This is a genomic window from Halalkalibacter hemicellulosilyticusJCM 9152, assembly GCF_000513115.1.
GTDB classification, from domain to species: domain Bacteria; phylum Bacillota; class Bacilli; order Bacillales; family Bacillaceae_D; genus Halalkalibacter; species Halalkalibacter hemicellulosilyticus.
In genome coordinates this window covers 1-17,591 of the sequence record NZ_BAUU01000008.1, presented here as the reverse complement: position 1 = coordinate 17,591, position 17,591 = coordinate 1, and the positions used below count along the sequence as shown (strand labels likewise).

Below are 17,591 nucleotides of genomic sequence, written 5' to 3'. Positions count from 1 at the left end.
TTATATCCAAATGACGAAAATCACAGCACGCTTCATTCCTCTATTAAGCGCCACATGACACTTTGAAAATCGCCCGTTAATTGGGGAATATTAACCCCAATATTCATTAGCTCATCTCCATAGTAACTTTCACTCAGTTCTATAATGTGATATTTTTTTGTCTTGATGAGACCTTTTAATTTAATTCTCTTAAATGGCTCATTCGCTTCCCCTAACACTTTCACATAAGAAAAAACAGCTTCAGACTGATCATCTGTCACGAACATCCACGCCGCATCCTGCTGTTTAAATGGATTCACTAAACGATACATGTGACCGAATTGAACAATATGACGAATCGTCTTATAATACGCTACCTGCTCCTTAATCACTTGGTGTTCCTCACTCGACAACGTTGTCACATCTAACTCATAACCAAAGTTCCCTGACATAGCAACATGACCCCTTACCTCAATAGGTGTTTCACGTTGTACTTGATGATTCGGAACAGCCGATACATGTGCTCCCATTGAACGAATTGGATAAACAAGACTCGTTCCATATTGGATCTTCAAGCGCGAAATAGCATCCGTATTATCACTCGTCCATGTTTGTGGCATATAGTAAAGCATCCCAGGGTCGAATCGTCCACCACCACCTGAGCAACTTTCAAATAATACATGTGGGAAGGCTATCGTAAGTTCCTCTAGCACACGGTACAACCCTAGCATATAACGATGACCTGTTTCTCGCTGCCTGTTTTTCGATAACTGTGCCGACCCCACTTCAGTCATATGGCGATTCATATCCCATTTTACATACGTAATCGGAGCTTGTTGTAGTATAGTCGAAATTCGCTTAATCATTTCATCACATACATCATGCCGTGAATAGTCCAATACTAATTGATTCCGACTTTTCGAACGTCTTCGATTTGGAACATGAATACACCAATCAGGATGCTGACGATACAATTCACTATCTTCTGATACCATCTCTGGTTCAAACCACAAACCAAATTGCATATCTAGCTTTGTCATTTTTCGTGCTAATTCTTCTAAACCATTAGGCAATTTCTTTTCATCAACAAACCAATCTCCTAAGGAAGAATTATCGTCATCCCTCTTACCAAACCATCCATCATCTAAGACAAATAGTTCTATACCTAACTCTTTACCACTTTTAGCTATGTCATATATTTTATCCTCATGAAAATCAAAATAGGTTGCTTCCCAATTATTAATTAAAATCGGACGTTCTAGATCACGAAATACTCCTCTACAGAGACGCTGTTGATAGAGACGATGAAATGTATGTGACATCTCCGTTAAACCATTACTAGAATAAACCATCACCACTTCTGGCGTTTGAAAGTTCTCACCTGGTTGAAGCAACCATGAGAAATCAAACGGATTAATCCCCATCGTGACTCGTGTTTGTGAAAATTGATCAACTTCTGCAGTCGCCAAAAAATTACCGCTATAGACCAAGTTAAAAGCAAAAACTTCACCTGTATCTTCAGTCGTATTTTCATCAACTAGTGCAATAAATGGGTTATGCTGGTGACTACTTGCACCTCGACGGCTTTCTACAGACTGAATCCCAGTATGAAGTGGTGATTGTTCAATATGCCTTTCACGGCAATGAGCTCCTGGTAAACGAAGCATCTCAAAGTTAGCACTACGAAAATCAACATTCACACTCGCCGCTTTTTCTATTTTCAATGATTCTTCCCCATTATTTTCAAAACGAACAGAGCGTGTCATTGCATTCCACTTCTCAAAGACTGTATACGTAAGCACAACACGTAATTGTGTAAGCGAATCAAGCAATGTAATTTCAAGCGTCTCCGCCTCATCTTCATTTTCCACATACGTAGCTGGGAGGCCATTTAATTGTGGCTTACCTTTTTCAATTCGATGTGAATGATAACGCAAATCCATCACCGTACTGCCATTTTCTAATTGAATATGAACAGCAGGAAGACGATAATCAGTATGACCAAACGAAGGATACTCTTGCGGTAACGTATCTAATGAAAATGTCCGATCTGAAGCAATCGGATTTCCAGAAAAACCACGATCCGCATAACGAATCGCATTCGAATGATGATAACGATTCACCTTTTTTCCCCAATACAAATGAGCTACATAGCCTCCATCTAGCACTTGAAAGACATAACTCATATCATTAGCTTGCAAGTGAAACGTACGTGTCTGTTCTACAAAGGTAATCCCCATCTTTCACTCCACCCTCCAAAATAATAAACAGCATTATATTGCTCAAAGAACTATATGAATTCTTCTTCTCTGAACACTATATATTCTTATAAACACTTATATCAAGGGTAATTAATTGCAATAAGAGTATTATATTGCTGTTAATGTTATACTAGCTAAAAGAGGAGATAATAAAAAACGAGGTGAGTAGTTTGACGATTATTAAGCATAAAATGGGAAATGTCCGCCTATTTCTAGATAAACAGGACGACCTTCCAACATTAAATTCGATCGGATGGGAACTCCGAACAGATAATGACGAGGAAATATATGATTGGAATTGCACAAATCGTATGGACAAACAATGTTTGTTTCAATATACAGTTGCAGGAGAAGGAGAACTAGAGGTCGGGGGAAATGTCCACCACATCAAAGCAGGACAAGCCTTTCTTATCGAAATTCCTGGTCCATTTTCTTATCGCATTCCACAAGGAAAACAAAAATGGGAATATAAATACCTCTCTCTCACTCTTAACGCATATCCGTTGTGGGCACCACTCATAGAAAACGGAGGGAGAATTATAAACCTAGCTCCTGATAGTAACGTCCTTCAATTTTGGGACAAACTTTTCGAAAAAGCATTAACCGATCAAATTAAACATATTTATGACAATTCTTCGTACGCTTATCGCTTCTTAATGGAGGTTCGCCACGCTGTTCAACAGCAATCGAAGCCAAGTTCAACTCCTGAACCGATTCAAAAGTGCTTACACTTTATCGATCGTTCTTTTCACAAGCCAATTGGACTCGATGAAATCGCCGAAGCTGCTGAACTATCTAAGTTTCACCTTATACGGATTTTCCAAAAAAGTATCGGCGAATCACCTATTAACTATTTAATTAAAGTACGCATTAAAGTGGCCGCTCAAAAATTAATCGAAAATGATTTACCCATTTATGAAATCGCTAATCAATGTGGCTTTTCAAGTGCGAATTATTTTTCAAAAGTGTTTCAAAAGCATACATCCCTTACCCCATCTGAATTCAGAAATAGCGTAGGCAAACAAAAAATATCTGAAGTGTTTGTCAAATAACCTTCTTCTTAGGTAGCAATATATTACCCTATCATGCAATTAATTACTCTTGTTCACATTATTAAGTTAACATATTATTGACTTACACAAATTAACCGTTTATCGATTATGAAGCAATTTAATATCCATATTAGTTTATTTATGAATAATACTACTAACGAATGCTCATTCTTTAATCGGTTTTTTGTTAAGAGTAATTGAGATCGCTTTCAATATATACAAAATGAAAAGGGGAGATTGACATGAAAACATGGCTTAAAGCGACAATAATAGGTGCATTAACTGTATCAATGTTAGTAGCTTGTGGAGAAGGAGATTCATCAGGTAATACTGAAATCGTACAACTTGAATTTTTCCAATTCAAAGGAGAAGCAGTTAGCGAATTTGACACTCTTATTGAACAATTCGAACAGAAGCATCCAAATATTCGAATCGAGCAAAACAATGTACCTGATCCAGACACCGTACTATTCTCTCGATTATCACAAAATGACATTCCTGATATCATGACTATTAACGGGGGTGTTACGTATGGTGAAATCGCTAACGCCGGTGTGTTAATGGATCTCAGTGATTACGAAAATCGCAACTCCATTATTGATGAATATGAAGAAATGCTTCAACGCCTTAGTAGAACTGATGAATTATACGCATTACCACATACAGTTAATGCTAATGGTGTTCTTTACAATAAGGAGAAATTTGAGGAATTAGGTTTAGACATTCCTGAAACATGGGATGAGTTTATCACTCTTGCTGAAACGATTCAAGAACTTGGGGAAACACCACTTTATTCAACTTACGGTGAGGCGTGGACCATCCTTCCCCCATTAAATACATTAGCTTCAAATATACATGGCATGGAGTTCTTTGATGAACTTGAGGCTGGCAATACATCTTTTAGTGACGTCTATAGTGACATTGCATTAAAAATGAAAGAATTACTTCAATATACAAATAACGATGTATTCGGAGCAGATTATGATATTGGAAACACAGCTTTCGCCAATGGAGATGCTGTAATGTATATGCAAGGGGTGTGGGCATTAGGTCCAATTCTAGATGCTAATCCTGATCTACAGGTAGGGGTCTTTCCAATGCCAGCAACAAATGAAGCAAATCAAAATAATGTCATTTCCGGTGTTGATGTAGCAATAGCCATTGCGGACGATACAGACTATCCTGAAGAAGCCCAACTTTTCTTAGATTTCTTACTACAACGAGAAAATATAGAAGTCTATTTAGAAACACAGCGAATGTTTTCTGCTGTTGAAGGGGCTGAACAAGAGGATGAAGCATTACAAGAGCTACAAGTTTACTTTGATAATGAACGAGTCTCACCGTTTGCTGACCATTATTATCCACAAGGATTTGGTGTCGACATTATGTTCCAAGATTATTTATTAGATGGTTCTCTTGATATTCTTTTAGCTGAACTAGACTCAGAATACGAACGATTAACAAGACAATAATATGGGTTTACACTCATTTAAGGTCACTGTTCTCAGTGACCTTAAACATCCATGCTCGCAAGAAGGGAGAACATATCATGATTAAGAAAAAACCGTCAGTCTACTTTTTTATGGTCGCCCCAGCTTTGTTGTTATTTTTTAGTTTCCACACTCTCCCTGTACTACAAGGAATCTTTTATAGCTTCACGAATTACCGTGGTTATGGAAACTGGGACTTTGTTGGGTTTAGAAATTATATCAATGTGTTTAGTGATAGCCGCATTTATAATGCTTATTTTTTTACATTTAAATTTGCTATCGTTTCTACAATTTTAGTTAATACCATTAGCTTAATAATCGCTCTTGGCTTAAATGCCAAAATTAAATTTCATAAAACATTACGTGGCATCTATTTTATGCCAAACATTTTAAGTATTTTAATTGTAGGATTTATCTTTAATTTCATCTTTGCTGTCTTCATTCCAAATATCGCAGAGAATTTGGGCATTACTGCCTTGACTACAAGTATTCTTGGAAGTCGAGACCACGCTTGGATAGCAATTGTCATTGTTGCCGTATGGCAAGCTGCAGCCTTTAATACCATATTATATTTAGCTGGATTATCAACCATTCAACAAGACCTATATGAAGCAGCTAGTTTAGATGGAGCTAACAGTTGGATGAAATTTTGGAAAGTAACATTCCCATTAATCGCTCCATTCTTTACCATTAATATGGTACTAGCAATGAAGAACTTTTTAATGGTATTCGATCATGTTGTTGCGCTAACGGGTGGTGGTCCGGGACGTTCAACTCAATCGATCTCTTTACTCATTTATGAGGATGGTTTCTCAGGTGGACAATTTGCCTTACAATCAGCTAACGCGGTCATTTACTTTATCATTATCGTCACCATCTCCATCATTCAAATACGTGTGCTCCAGAAAAGGGAGGTGCAAATGTAATGAGTCAAAATAAATATAATTGGCTAGTTACCGTTTTATTAATGCTTGGAACAATCGTTATTCTTTTCCCACTTTATATTACAGTGGTTAACGCATTTAAGACACCTGCAGAAACGGCAGCTTCAATTCTTGCGTTACCAGATTCACTCTCATTTGCAAACTTTAATAGAGCGATTGAAATGACGAACTTCTTTAACGCGTTAGGAAATAGTGTATATGTAACTTTATTTACCGTGTTATTTACAGTCCTATCAAACTCACTTGTCGCTTACGCAATCGCACGAAACATGCATAAAAAAATGTATCGTTTCTTATTTTATTATTTCGTCAGCGCCATGTTCGTTCCTTTCCCTATCATTATGCTACCAATAGTCAATCAAATGAGCTCGATGGGGCTGATGAATTTAAATGGGCTCATTTTACTCTATATCGTTTACGGGTTAGCATTTAACGTTTTTCTCTATACAGGTTATATTAAAACGATCCCGAAAGAATTAGAAGAAGCTGCAATCGTGGATGGATGCTCACAATGGGGGGTTTTTTGGAGAATCATTTTTCCAATTCTATCGCCCATTAATGCAACTGTTGCCATCTTAACAGCTCTGTGGGCATGGAATGATTTCCTATTACCCCTTGTTATTTTGTCTAACCGCGCTGATCAAACGTTACCACTCGTTCAATATGTCTTTCAAGGTCAATTCGCAACCAACTATAATTTATCATTTGCTTCTTACTTAATGGCACTACTCCCGATGATCATACTCTACTTATTTTTACAACGCTACATTATTAGTGGTGTAACACAAGGAGCAATTAAATCATAATATCGCAGATCTCCTGTAAGCCCATAATCTTTTACAACTATGGGCTTTACCTCTTTTTCACAAACGCTCTCCTCTCTGCACATTCCAAACATTTAGGACAGACAAACGCTTCTTCGCCATTAATTTGATATAGCACTTACAGAAGTAGCAGCTCCTATTAAAGAAAGATTATATATATATCGAATCATTTCCCCACCTCCCCTTAAATTAGCTTATGCCATTCTACAATTCAATGGTAAAATAAATATAGCAAAAAAGGTTAAGAATTCCAGAATGATTTGTTGTTAAAGTAAGGATATGGGAGGTTCAAGGGGAATGGATTATATATGTAGTATACAAAAATCGATTGATTACATTGAAGAAAATCTAGGTGAAGAACTATCACTTTCAACTTTAGCAGAAATTGCCCACTTTTCTCCTTTCCAGTACCATCGCAATTCCAAACGATGGTTGGAGAATCAGTGATGGATTATGTCAGAAAAAGAAGATTGACATCCGCAGCAGAACGTTTATACTACACTGAGGAAAAAGTGATTACCATTGCACTTGAAGTCGGATTTCAATATCAAGAATCGTTTAATCGTGCATTCAAAAAGTGTTATGGAATTTCACCTAAACAATACCGCAATGCCAACTACATCTCCGGCCCCTTACGTGGAAAAGTTCAACTCACCCCAAAAATTACTATTGGAGGAAAACGTATGCAACCTAAATTGATCACAAAACCTAAGTTTAACATTATTGGCTTTGAACTAAAGACAAAAAATGTCGACGGTCAAAACAGCCGAGACATTCCGCAATTTTGGCAGCAGTATATGCAAAACAATCTATGCACTCACATTCCAAACCCAGTCAAACCAAAAGAAGAGCTAGGCATCTGCACCGATTTCTGCCCTGAAACCAATGAATTCATTTACATCATTGGTAAAGAAGTGGAACAAGGAACCGATGCGCCAAATGGATTAGTCTATAGGGAATTTCCTGAAATGGAGTATGCCGTGTTTACAACGCCAACAGCAACGGAAGAATCATTCACCTTGAATATTCAATCAACCTGGAATTATATCTTTTCAGAATGGTTCCCTCAATCAGACTATGAACATACTGGTACAGCTGAATTCGAGTTATATGATGAACGATGCTACGGGTCTGAAAAGGAGATGGATATTTATATTCCAGTGAAAAAACGAGTAGTTTAAATAAAAATCATTCACTCAAAGGGAATCGTCCTGCCGCTAAATGGCTTAAACAGTGCTTACAAAGCTTAAAAGGGAGCCCTCATTCCACTAATCAAGCAAAATGATACCGAAATGAGAAAGAAAAGCCAAAATAGAGGAATGAGGAACCGCAAGGACGCGAAAAAGCGAAATAAAGAGAAAATAACGGAAAGAGGAACCTCATACAGCATCATTTCTTCATTTACACTTGACATTACCTCAATTACATGTTATATTCAAATGATACGTAATAGATAAGAACAAACATAAAAGTTTATATATAAGATTTATTGGCATTCTATTAAGATTTTTTTTGCTTATTCACACTGGATTGGCTTCGGAGCATGAGGATGTATGAGAGGTAGGGCTTACATTGTTTAGGTTTTTAAAAGGTTAGAATGAAAGACGCGGCTATCTTACAAATTACTTGAAGTTATCAGATTATCCTATATACGTAATTCATGCGAACAAGATGACGATCTTGTTCGCATTTTCAATTTACTATCTATGTACATTCATTTGAAATATCCTCTAATCTTTGTTCTAGTCCATAATCTGATTTGCTAGATAATATTCAACTCGTGCACAACCTTGAATTTCACTTCGAAATACGTCTTTTCCAAAGCAAGTAGCATGAGGAATGAGAATTTCTTTATTTCATAAATGTAACTTCCTCTATTTCATCCCCTATACGAATATGAGACTGAGAGGGACTTGTCTCCAAGATGACTTGCCCTTCCCTTATCGCATATTGAATAGGCGCTTGGCGTCGAATCAAATCGTAAACTGAATCAGCTGCCACTATATTAAAGTTCGCTCTTCCCCCTATCTTCACTCCATACTCACTAATCTGTAACGTTTTCGCACTATTATTAGTAATCAAATTAATCGCTTGATTGATCTCGTTATAGCCCATTAAATGACAAGCATGAAGACCTAGATGAAGAACCTGTATCATGCTACCAGTCCCTAATGGATACCATGGATCAAATACGTTATCATGACCAAAACAAACATTAATATCCGCATCTAGTAACTCTTTCACCCTAGTAATGCCTCGCCGTTTTGGATACGTGTCAAATCGACCCTGTAAGTGAATATTCACTAGTGGATTGGCAACAAAATGAATATTGGCTTTCTTTGATAGACGTATTAATTTACTCACATAAGAATCATTATAAGAGTGCATGGCTGTCGTATGACTAGCAGTTACCCTCTCTCCAATACCATGGCGAAGTGCTTCAGCAGCAACAACTTCAATAAAACGTGAGTGATCATCATCAACCTCATCACAATGGAAATCTAGAAGTCGATCATATTGCATAGCCAACTTGAACGCTTTTTTCACAGATTCTACGCCATCTTCACGCGTAAATTCAAAGTGAGGAATTCCCCCAACTACATCCACTCCCATTTTTATCGCTTCCTCTAATAGCTCATATCCATTTGGATATGAAAGAATTCCTTCCTGCGGAAAAGCCACAAGCTGTAAATCAATAATATGCGACATCTCCTCTTTCAACTCTAACAATGCCTCTAACGCGATAAATTTAGGATCTGTCACATCTACATGAGTTCTAACATACTGAATACCATGAACCACCTGCCACTTTAACACCTTACGCGCTCTGAATTTAACATCTTCCTTCGTTAATCTACTTTTTCGTCTTGACCAAAGTTCAATACCTTCAAATAACGTACCACTCTGATTCCAGTCAGGCTCTCCTGCTGTCAACGTCGTATCTAAATGTATGTGAGGCTCTACATATGGTGGTAATACTAATTTACCATTGAGATCTATCTTTTCATCCTCATCTGTATCAATTCTTTGAGCTATTTGTTCAATTTTCCCATTACGTACTAGAATATGCCAAAGACCTTCTCTATCTGGTAAAATCGCTCCACTGAATAGCATAATTAACTCACCCTCTTTAATAAATTCTTTTTATTAGAAGCAGATTCAACTGCTTTCATAATGACAATATAGCTAATCACAGAAGCTAACAGAGCATTAATAGGTGGAACTCCCGGGACATACGTTGCAGAAAGAACACCAATCACCCAAGCAAGAATTGCTATCCAATTAATTGATTTAAAAGTAGTAGAATCAAAGCTTGGATAAACTCCTTTTCGAACAACAAAATAATCAGCCATAATAATCGCACCAATAGGTGGTAAAGTTGACCCTAAGAAGGTTAACCAACCTACAAAATTGTTATATAACCAAAGAGCTAGAATCGTTCCAACTATTCCATTAAATATGACAATTTTATCCTTCGGGAGTTTTGTAATATTAGCAAAACCAAGACCTGAAGCATAGAGAGAGCTATCATTTGTCGTCCAAATATTTAAGCCTAGAATAACAATAGCTGGAATAATCAGACCTTGTAAAAACATCACTTCAGAAATATCTGATTCTCCTGTGGAGATCGCTCCAATAGCACCAAACAGAAACATTAAAGAATTCCCAAGAAAGAACGCAATAACCGTTGTTATTACCGCATTCTTTTTCGTGTTAGCAAACCGGGCAAAATCAGGAGTTAACGTCCCACCACTAATAAAAGAACCGATACAAATCGTTAATGCTGCTGCCGCTCCTAACATTTCTACAGGCTGATAGTTCATTAATTCAGAAATTCCACCCATTGATTCGGTTGCTACAGAAACTGAATAGAGCCCAAAAACTGTAATAGAAGGGACCGCAATTAAGCTCAGTATCGTTAAAGCCTTCATTCCAAAATAAGCGGTAATTGTCATTAATATACCTGCTACCGCAATTAAGAAATATTCATTGATCCCTGTAACTTTTTCTACTGGCAAAGCAAACATTGCAACCCCTACACCAAACCAACCAACTTGTGTTGTAGCTAACATAAATGACGATAAGTATGAACCTTTTTCTCCAAATGCATAACGAGTAAGAAGGTGTGTAGAGAGACCCGTTTTTGAAGCAATGAAAGCGAGCAAACCAGTATATGCCCCTAAGACAAAATTACCAAGCAACACAATAAGTACAAAATCCATAAACGGCAAGCCGTCCCCCAGAGAACCTCCTGACATCATACTTGCCGAAAAGAACGTAAAACCAACCATCACAACAAACATCCTCCAAAAACCTTGACGATTCCCTTGTGGTACAGCTGATAGTGAATATTCTTTATCTACAGTTTTATTCTCCATATATTTACCTCCTTTTTTTACATTAAACACTAGAAATGACTTATCAACCTCCCTACTTACGTGCAAGATTTTCTTAATTATGTCGTTTGAAATTGACCTTCTTTCATATAAACCTATAACGTATCCACCGACATACTTCCAAGAAATCTACTTACACCACTTTCTTCTGAGAAATTCATCAATTCTTACCTTTTAAAAAAAAGTCCAGTGAAGAATTTTATTCTTCACTGGACTTTTCCTCCCAGACTTCACATTGTTACCAATGTTGCAGCTCTTGGACCAGACCATTTTGTAAAAGCGGAACCCTTGAGCGCTCTTGTTATGTTGTATTTTTAAAATAAATGATTTTTTGCCAATGAGCATCATATTTGTTAGAAAATTTATCAATAATTTTTGCCAATATAGAAAAAAACGTGCATACCGAGACTATAACAATCTCGGTCACACGTTTTTTCATCATTTATTATGATGCGTTCTCTACACTAGTATTTCCCTTTCTTTTTTTGCGCGAAAATAACCTTTTCACACCACGTCCAACGTCGTTAAATAGCAGATAAACGGATGGAATTAGCACTAACGTAATCAATGTTGCAAACAACAATCCACCAATAATAACTGTCGCTAAAGGTGCTTGATACGCACTAGCACTTCCCGTTGCAAGAGCAAGCGGAAGCATCCCACCAACTGTTGTTAATGTCGTCATGAAAATCGGACGAATACGATTTTTCCCAGCTTCTTTGACTGCTTCATGAACGGTAAGTCCCTCATTACGAAGCTGTTTCGTTCGATCAATTAGTAAGATCGCATTATTTAATACAACTCCAATTAGCATTAACAACCCTAATGCAGAAAATACGCTTAGTTCACGTTGTGTGATTAATAATGCCAAAATGGCTCCAATCACTGTCATCGGAATAACAGACATAACAATAATCGGATGAACTAAACTGTTAAATTGAACAGCCATAACAAAGTATACAAGGAAAATCGAGATGGCTAAAACAATTAACAGATCCATAATCATTTCTTGCTGTAATTCAATATCACCAGACATTTCAACCGAATAGCCAACAGGGCTATCAAAATCAGCGACAACCTGTTGAACATCACGTGAGACTGACCCTAAATCCCTGCCTTCCATCTCAGCAGATACCGTCAAATAACGCTCTCCATTATGTCGTCTAATTTCTAATGGTGAGTGAACCGTCTCTAGGCTCATATAATTCGATAACGGATTCGTTCCAGTCAATGTCGCAATTTCGAACTCCTCTAGCGCTTCCTCGTTATCAAGCACAACATCTAATTTAGCTACAACTGGAATTGTCAAACCATCTTCATCCATTTCTCCTACAGGTGTAGTAGAAAAAGCCCCCTGTAATTGTCCAAGTATCTCTGAAGCGGCTAAACCATCCTCTTCTAAGGCATCCTCATCAAGCACTAATAAGCGCTCCTCACTTGTGTTATCGATTGAAGTTCCAACATTTACTAAGCCTTCAATCCCTTCAAGTTCCCCTACTAAATGATCACCTAGCTCTTGAATTGTTGATAAATCATCGCCTTTTACGACTAACTGAATAGGCGCAGCACCTGTTGGTCCCATCATCATACCAACGCTTTTCACAGGATACTCATCTTCAAGCTCTCTTAACGCCTCATTGATCGCAATGTTCACCTCTTCCTGATCAGTCGTAATATCATCACCCTTGGTCATATTAATAAGGGCAAACAACAACTGTACATTATCGAGAAAAATACTTGTCTCAACATCAGGAACTGTTGATAACTTCTCACTCGCTGCTTGAACGATTTCATCTCTTTCAGCAGGAGTCAAACCACTTTCAAGCTCAATACCAACCTCAGCATAACGATCATATACATCTGGCATGAGTGTAATAGGTACCTTCGTTGTCATCACAATTGAGCCAACAAATATGAGAAAGAAGAGACCAATCATCGAATAACGGCGTCTTTTCTTGCCACTTAACCAACCAATCAAATTACCATATCCTTCAATCATTCGACTCGCTCGCTTCTTTTTATCTGCCTTTCTTTTCAGCTTCAAAAAGTTTTCCGCAAGAGAAGGGATCAGACTAAAGGAAACCACGACCGAACTAACTAACGTAATGACGACGACGACACTTAAAATAAGAATAAACACACCGAAATCGCCACCAAATAACCCTACAGGAACAAATACAACAACTGTTGTTAACATCGAGGCAAGAACAGCAGTCGCTACCTCACGAACACCCTTTATAACAGCGTCCATTCCAACAAAACCTTGTTCTTTCTTACGATAAATCGATTCTAGAATAACGATTGACGCATCGACCATCATTCCAATTCCAAGACCAAGGCCAACTAATGTTAAAATGTTTAAGCTATATCCAATTAACCACATCGTTGCAAAGGTTAAAAGAATGGATACAGGAATTGTCAATCCAACAATGACTGTCGCTCGAATGTTTCGTAAAAACAGCATTAAGATAACAAGCGCAATCATTCCACCGATGATAATATTTTGTGTCACTCCATCTAACGCTGAACTGACATAATCAGCCTCCGTAACAATTTCCGTTAAGGAAAACGAAATCCCTTCTTCTTTCATCGCCTCTACTTCAGCACGAACAGCTTCAGCCATGTCTAATTGCGTATAGCCATTCGCACGACCAATTTCGATTAGAATGAAATCCCTACTCCCATCCTTCCACGCGATAGATGAATGTTGGTTCGCTTCCTCTCTTACATCCGCAATTTCATCGAGTCTAATCGCTCCATTCATTGTCGGAATCATCGTCTCTTCCAATTCTTCTAGCGTATGGAAGGCTGTATCCCAACGGAGTGACGGTGCATTCTCTTCTTCAGTCAATTCCCCTAAAGACATCGCAACATTTTCTTGCTGTAGAACACCAATCACTTGATTCATATCAAGCCCCTGTTCCGCTAACTCATCACGATCAAATTCAATGACATACTCCTTCTCTTCAATCCCGCTTAAACGAACTTCCCTTACTGAAGCAAGGGCTTCAAGTCTTTTTTTCACTTCATTTCGAGCAAAGTTACTCAACTCATCCATCGAACCATTAGACAGCTCCATGTAAAACTCAAATCCTTGATCTGTAGACATCGGGAACACTTCAATAAATTGTACCTCCGACAGCTCCGCCTCCAAACGACTCGCCCCAGCCTCGAGGTCTCTCATCACATCTTGTAAGCGTCCATCTTCTATTTCTACATATAAAGAGCTACTCCCTGTCGCTGAATTCGACTGAAAGGACTCTACTCCGTCCGTTCCACTTAATAGTTGCTCAAGTGGTTGTGTGATCCGTTCCTCAACATCTAATACCGGCATATCACCCGCATAGACAGAAATAAGAGCCATATCAAAATCAATACTAGGTATGAGTTCCTTATCAAGCTTATTAATCGAATAAGCCCCTACGATAAAAACCAATACAACCATAAGTCCAATTAAAATTTTACGTTCTAAAATCTTACGCAGTATACTCATTAAAACCCCTCGCTTTTTTCATTGTTATGCATGGACGCTTCATCCACACATCATTTCCTTCTCTACTATACATGGAAGGAATATCCTACTCGACGTGCTTGAGTCTGTTCCAATCTAAGACTTAAGACTGATTTTCTAGTGGATTCCAAATGATCAATTACTACCGGAAACCAATAAAAGCACAAATACGTTTTAATAAATAAGAAACCGCGATAGCGGATTTTCTTACTTGCGACGTACATAATCGTTACAATGGCTTTCTCTCAGGTAATTGTGAAACGCACGTAACCGACCCACAAATTCTATATCCTCTTTAATTGAGAATCTAGCAACACTCCTCATCACACTCAATGTTATAGTGTATATATTAACATACACAGTATAACACCGAATTTTCCATTGTCAATACAAAAAGAGCACAGAAAAGAAACGCTCTCCTTCCCTGTGCCCCATTTAAAGCTTTTTCGTAACCCTCCTTTCCTCTTTAGCTTTTCCGCTTTCAGCTTAGTCGCTCGTTTCGAATTCAACCTATATATTCGTCAATTATCGAACGCCAGCTACATGCACTTTCCGATACAAGCATCGTATGCTGTTGAGAGTGATTTTTGTACTTTGTAGATTGAATGAGTGATAGTCTAGTATCCTCCATTTTAGTAATGGTCAATTCATTCGTTGTCCAACCGGCTGTTTCGACTAGAATAGCCACGTCTATTTCGCCCTTTCGTAGCTAATCTGTTAAATTCTCATACTCAATCTATTTAACGGTTAATTGAACGTTAGGATACTGTCCCATGAAGTTCATAATGATTATTGGAAACCAATAAATCATTAACGACTCACTAACACCAATCGTGAGCTCCCCTGAAGGTTCATCCGATTCTTTAATCATTTCTTTTGATTTCGTATATAAGGTAATAATATCCAACGCATAAGGGAGAAAGCGCCGGCCAGTTTGTGTCAATGTTACTTTTTTACCTAATCGATCAAAAAGTGGATAGCCCAATTCGGTTTCTAACTCTTTAATATGAGCTGTAATGGACGACTGAGCATAACCTAATTTTTGAGCAGCCTTGTTAAATCCCCCTAAATCAACAATTGTTCTAAACGTAATAAGATGACGAAGCTCCATTTCAACCCTCCTATCATTTTTACTGATCATATTTATCATAAATATCTATTTTACTGAATGATAATTCTATTATAAGCTGAAACTACACGATATCCCAAAGAGAAAGGAAGAGATGCATAATGAAAGTATTAACCGTCGTTACACATCCAAGATCAGACTCATTAACCTTTGAAGTAGCTCATTCATTTATTAAAGGACTAAAGGACGCAGGTCACGAAACGGAAATATTCGATTTATACCGAAGTGGCTTTGACCCGGTACTACGGGAGAAGGATGAGCCAGATTGGAAAGCAACTGAACAAAGCTATTCTCCTGATGTCGAAGCCGAAATGAAGAAGTTAAATGAATACGATGCATTAGCATTTATCTTTCCACTCTGGTGGTGGAGTATGCCAGCTATGATGAAGGGCTATATCGATCGTGTCTGGAATTACGGATTTGCATACGGACTGGGCAAGCTTCAACATAGTCACGTTTTGTGGCTGAGTCTAGCAGGGGCTCCGATTGAACGTTTTGAAAAAAGAAAATACGATCACATGATTACTCACTACTTTAATGTCGGTTTAGCTGATTATTGTGGCATTCCTCATTCAACCTTTGAGCTTTTCTACGAAACTGTCAATGTTAAATCAGGATACGTTGAAACTTGGTTAAATAGAGCTTATGAGCTTGGTTACCATTATGGAAAATAAACATCAATGATGAATCGAGGTGGATACTCACTTATATTCATTAATGATCACTTGGGAATATTGAATTATCATTCGAATTTTCTTTGACTATAGCTCCTATGTCCCTACCTCAATACTTTCTATTTGACTTTGAAACTTTATCCTATCATAATACAAATCGTAATAATTGCGACTTGTATTAAGGAGGAATTATGACAAATCAAACACACCCTTTTCAATTGGGAGCTTTCAAATTAATAGCTATATCAGATGGTGCTTTTCCTGTTACAAGAGATTTTTTCTTTTCAGAGACACCAGATGAGCTTATCCAACACATTCCACCTCAATATAATGCTCCTTTAAACTTTTTATTGATTGATACTGGAGATAAGAAGATATTAGTCGATACGGGACTTGGATATGCACACTCTCCAACAGCAGGCAAACTGCTTTCCAATTTAAAAGCAGAAGGAATTGACCGAAAGGATATCCAAACCGTCATCATCACTCACGCCCATCTAGATCATACTGGCGGAATACTAACGAATGGAAAACCAACTTTTCCCTATGCACAATATATGATGCACAAAGAAGAATGGGATGTATGGACAAGTCAGCCAGATTCTAATGAATATAAGCAGTTACACCCTCTAAAGACTCATATTAAACTGCTATCAGAAAACAAAGAGATCCTCCCTGGCATTCGTCTCATTCATACACCTGGCCATACAGCAGGTCACTTATCTCTTTCTATTTTTTCAAAAGGGGAACATCTAATGCTCGCTTCCGATATCCTTAATCATCCAGTAACGCTAGAGCATCTGCCTTCCCATATTCGTGTAGAGCAAGCACCGACACAAGCATTAGAAACTCGGAAAATGTTCTTAGAAGAGGCATCATCCAAATCAGCACTACTATTTGTTTGCCACTATCCCTTCCCAGGGTTAGGACGAATCAAAAGAACCAAGAAAGGCTGGAAATGGATTCCTGTCTTAGTGCAATAATCATTTCCTATCTTTTATTCCGATGCACGATAACATCGAATGAAAAACAGAAGAGGGGTCTTCCCTTTTTTTACGGAAATATGTAGCCGCCACAGGTTCGTTCCATTGTGCTCCAGCCACTCGCTTTCAAGGCCACTGAAAAAGTTTAAACCAAACTTTTTCAGTGGCCTTTAGTGAAAGCCTTGCAATGAGCGGAGCCATTACTCTTCTTTGAGTTACTAGAAAGGACTTTTTCAGTACTCTCCTCACTTTCACTTTCTACGGGAAGGTACCGAGCTTCTATTTCTCGCAGAAGTCGAGGGCTTCCGCTCCATTTAATACCCCACCGTTTTAGAGCCACAATTTTT

At 37.9% G+C, this 17,591-nt stretch carries 14 protein-coding genes; 8 read left to right on the top strand and 6 right to left on the bottom strand.

The window, feature by feature from the left end; genetic code table 11:
- Nucleotides 1-32: 32 nt before the first annotated feature.
- Nucleotides 33-2,219 (bottom strand): alpha-galactosidase, encoded by a 2,187-nt coding sequence (locus JCM9152_RS05980; RefSeq protein ID WP_035342065.1) that lies wholly within the window; start codon nucleotides 2,217-2,219, stop codon nucleotides 33-35.
- 182 nt (nucleotides 2,220-2,401) lie between these two features.
- On the opposite strand from JCM9152_RS05980, the gene JCM9152_RS05975 reads away from it, so the two are divergent.
- From JCM9152_RS05975 to JCM9152_RS05955, 6 genes are all read left to right on the top strand, one after another.
- Nucleotides 2,402-3,292 carry a helix-turn-helix domain-containing protein gene (locus tag JCM9152_RS05975; RefSeq protein WP_148296445.1) on the top strand — a complete coding sequence of 297 codons (891 nt, stop codon included), beginning with the start codon at nucleotides 2,402-2,404 and terminating at the stop codon, nucleotides 3,290-3,292.
- A 242-nt stretch (nucleotides 3,293-3,534) separates the two neighbouring features.
- Entirely contained in the window at nucleotides 3,535-4,764 is a 1,230-nt protein-coding gene (locus JCM9152_RS05970) for an ABC transporter substrate-binding protein (protein WP_035342061.1), read from the top strand.
- Between the two features lie 77 nt (nucleotides 4,765-4,841).
- A complete protein-coding gene (locus JCM9152_RS05965; RefSeq protein WP_148296444.1) occupies nucleotides 4,842-5,708 on the top strand; it encodes a carbohydrate ABC transporter permease in 867 nt (288 codons plus the stop codon).
- A complete protein-coding gene (locus JCM9152_RS05960) occupies nucleotides 5,708-6,532 on the top strand; it encodes a carbohydrate ABC transporter permease (protein ID WP_035342058.1) in 825 nt (274 codons plus the stop codon). The genes JCM9152_RS05965 and JCM9152_RS05960 overlap by 1 nt, the downstream gene beginning before the upstream one ends.
- 315 nt (nucleotides 6,533-6,847) lie before the next feature.
- On the top strand, nucleotides 6,848-6,997 hold the full coding sequence (locus JCM9152_RS23180) for a hypothetical protein (protein ID WP_235715638.1): 150 nt from the start codon (nucleotides 6,848-6,850) through the stop codon (nucleotides 6,995-6,997).
- Nucleotides 6,997-7,731 (top strand): AraC family transcriptional regulator, encoded by a 735-nt coding sequence (locus tag JCM9152_RS05955; RefSeq protein WP_035342056.1) that lies wholly within the window; start codon nucleotides 6,997-6,999, stop codon nucleotides 7,729-7,731. Before JCM9152_RS23180 ends, JCM9152_RS05955 begins: the two co-directional genes overlap by 1 nt.
- 670 nt (nucleotides 7,732-8,401) lie before the next feature.
- Here the strand turns inward: JCM9152_RS05955 and codA are convergent.
- The 5 genes from codA to JCM9152_RS21315 form a co-directional block, all read right to left on the bottom strand.
- Nucleotides 8,402-9,664 carry a cytosine deaminase gene (gene codA, locus JCM9152_RS05950; RefSeq protein WP_035342054.1) on the bottom strand — a complete coding sequence of 421 codons (1,263 nt, stop codon included), beginning with the start codon at nucleotides 9,662-9,664 and terminating at the stop codon, nucleotides 8,402-8,404.
- Between the two features lie 2 nt (nucleotides 9,665-9,666).
- Complete coding sequence (codB, locus tag JCM9152_RS05945; protein ID WP_035342052.1) at nucleotides 9,667-10,929, bottom strand: cytosine permease; 1,263 nt, start codon at nucleotides 10,927-10,929, stop codon at nucleotides 9,667-9,669.
- Between the two features lie 463 nt (nucleotides 10,930-11,392).
- Nucleotides 11,393-14,440: an efflux RND transporter permease subunit gene (locus JCM9152_RS05940; RefSeq protein WP_035342050.1), complete on the bottom strand. Its 3,048-nt coding sequence runs from the start codon at nucleotides 14,438-14,440 to the stop codon at nucleotides 11,393-11,395.
- A 523-nt stretch (nucleotides 14,441-14,963) separates the two neighbouring features.
- The gene (locus JCM9152_RS22290) at nucleotides 14,964-15,146 is read right to left on the bottom strand and encodes a hypothetical protein (RefSeq protein ID WP_148296443.1); all 183 of its coding nucleotides are present in this window, start codon (nucleotides 15,144-15,146) and stop codon (nucleotides 14,964-14,966) included.
- A gap of 48 nt (nucleotides 15,147-15,194) precedes the next feature.
- Complete coding sequence (locus JCM9152_RS21315) at nucleotides 15,195-15,569, bottom strand: LysR family transcriptional regulator (protein WP_052015655.1); 375 nt, start codon at nucleotides 15,567-15,569, stop codon at nucleotides 15,195-15,197.
- Nucleotides 15,570-15,688: 119 nt separating this feature from the next.
- Between JCM9152_RS21315 and JCM9152_RS05930 the strand changes: the two genes are divergently transcribed.
- Together JCM9152_RS05930 and JCM9152_RS05925 are read left to right on the top strand one after the other, a co-directional pair.
- Entirely contained in the window at nucleotides 15,689-16,261 is a 573-nt protein-coding gene (locus JCM9152_RS05930; protein ID WP_035342048.1) for an NAD(P)H oxidoreductase, read from the top strand.
- Between the two features lie 191 nt (nucleotides 16,262-16,452).
- Entirely contained in the window at nucleotides 16,453-17,244 is a 792-nt protein-coding gene (locus JCM9152_RS05925; RefSeq protein WP_035342046.1) for an MBL fold metallo-hydrolase, read from the top strand.
- Nucleotides 17,245-17,591 lie beyond the last annotated feature (347 nt).